Annotated in this window: 2 protein-coding genes; both read left to right on the top strand. The window is 68.1% G+C overall.

Features of this window, described 5'->3' with window-relative positions; genetic code table 11:
• Positions 1 to 157 precede the first annotated feature (157 nt).
• Entirely contained in the window at positions 158 to 592 is a 435-nt protein-coding gene (ccmE, locus tag AC1D15_RS30530) for a cytochrome c maturation protein CcmE (RefSeq protein ID WP_047511894.1), read from the top strand.
• Positions 589 to 1726: heme lyase CcmF/NrfE family subunit (locus tag AC1D15_RS30525; RefSeq protein WP_477828979.1), on the top strand; the 1138-nt coding region annotated here is incomplete at its 3' end. The genes ccmE and AC1D15_RS30525, both read left to right, overlap by 4 nt.

The raw sequence follows: 1726 nt of genomic DNA, 5'->3' as shown, positions 1-1726 counted from the left end.
GAACGAAGTGAGTGGAGGGAGTTTGCCGATGCAGACCCGACACCGATCTTCTTCGTGAAGTCGGCCCGCCAGGGCCGACCGACCCAGCTGAGCCCCCAGCGCATACCGCCCGCCGCCCCGCACGCGCCAAGCAAGACAACAGAGTGACCAGACAAACATGAAGCCCCGCCACAAACGCCTAGCCATCATCGTCGGTGCCGTCGCCAGCCTCGGCGTCGCCGCAGCACTCGTGCTGAACGCGCTGAACAGCAACGTCGCGTTCTTCTTCACGCCCACGCAGGTGGTGTCCGGCGAAGCCCCGAAAGACCGTGCGTTCCGCGTCGGCGGCATGGTCCGCCAGGGCACCCTGAAGCGCGACCAGATGACCGTCAGCTTCACGATCACCGACACCGCCAAGGACGTCGCCGTGCGCTACACCGGCATCCTTCCCGACCTGTTCCAGGAGGGCAAGGGCGCTGTCGTGCAAGGCAAGCTCGACGGGGACGCCTTCGTCGCCACCGAAGTGCTCGCCAAGCACGACGAGAACTACATGCCGCCCGAGGCCGCCCACGCGGTCGAAGAGGCCAAGAAGATGAGGAACACGCTCAAATGACTCCCGAACTCGGCCACCTCGCGCTGATCCTCGCGTTCCTGGTCTCGATCGTCCAGGGCGTGCTGCCGATCGTCGGCGCCCACCAGAACAAGCCCGCCTGGACCTCGCTCGCACGGCCCGCCGCGCAGACGCAGTTCCTGCTCGTCGCGTTCGCGTTCGCCTGCCTGATGCAGGCCTTCGTCGCCAACGACTTCTCGGTGCTCTACGTCGCCCAGCACTCGAACTCGCAGCTGCCCACCGCCTACCGCGCCGCCGCCGTCTGGGGCGGCCACGAAGGCTCGCTGCTGCTGTGGCTGCTGATGCTCAACRGCTGGACGCTCGCCGTCAGCCTGCTGTCGCGCCAGCTGCCGCTGCCGATGGTCGCGCGCGTCATCGGCGTGCTCGGCCTGGTCGCCGCCGGCTTCCTCGCGTTCATGCTGCTCACGTCCAACCCGTTCGACCGGCTGATCCCGGCCGCCGCCGAAGGCCAGGACCTGAACCCGCTGCTGCAGGACYCCGGCCTCATCGTCCACCCGCCGATGCTCTACATGGGCTACGTCGGCTTCTCGGTCGCCTTCGCCTTCGCGATCGCCGCGCTGCTGGCCGGCACGCTCGACGCCGCCTGGGCCCGTTGGTCGCGCCCATGGACCAACGTCGCGTGGACTTTCCTCACTTTGGGCATAGCGTTGGGCTCGTACTGGGCCTACTACGAGCTCGGCTGGGGCGGCTGGTGGTTCTGGGATCCGGTCGAGAACGCGTCGTTCATGCCGTGGCTGGTCGGCACCGCGCTGATCCACTCGCTGGCCGTCACCGAGAAACGCGGCAGCTTCAAGAACTGGACCGTGCTGCTCGCGATCTGCGCGTTCTCGCTGTCGCTGCTCGGCACCTTCCTGGTCCGCTCCGGCGTGCTGACCTCGGTGCACGCCTTCGCCACCGACCCGCGCCGCGGCATCTTCATCCTGCTGTTCCTCAGCGCCGTGATCGGCGGCTCGCTGAGCCTGTTCGCCTACCGCGCGCCCAAGGTCGGCCTGGGCGGCGCGTTCGCGCTGTTCTCGCGCGAGACGCTGCTGCTGGTCAACAACGTGCTGCTGATGGTGGCCGCCGGCTCGGTGCTGCTGGGCACGCTGTACCCGCTGATCATCGACGGCCTCGGCC

This window comes from Rhizobacter sp. P2_H2, assembly GCF_056403375.1.
Note: the sequence above shows the minus strand (reverse complement) of the source record. Positions and strands in the feature narration are given on the sequence as shown.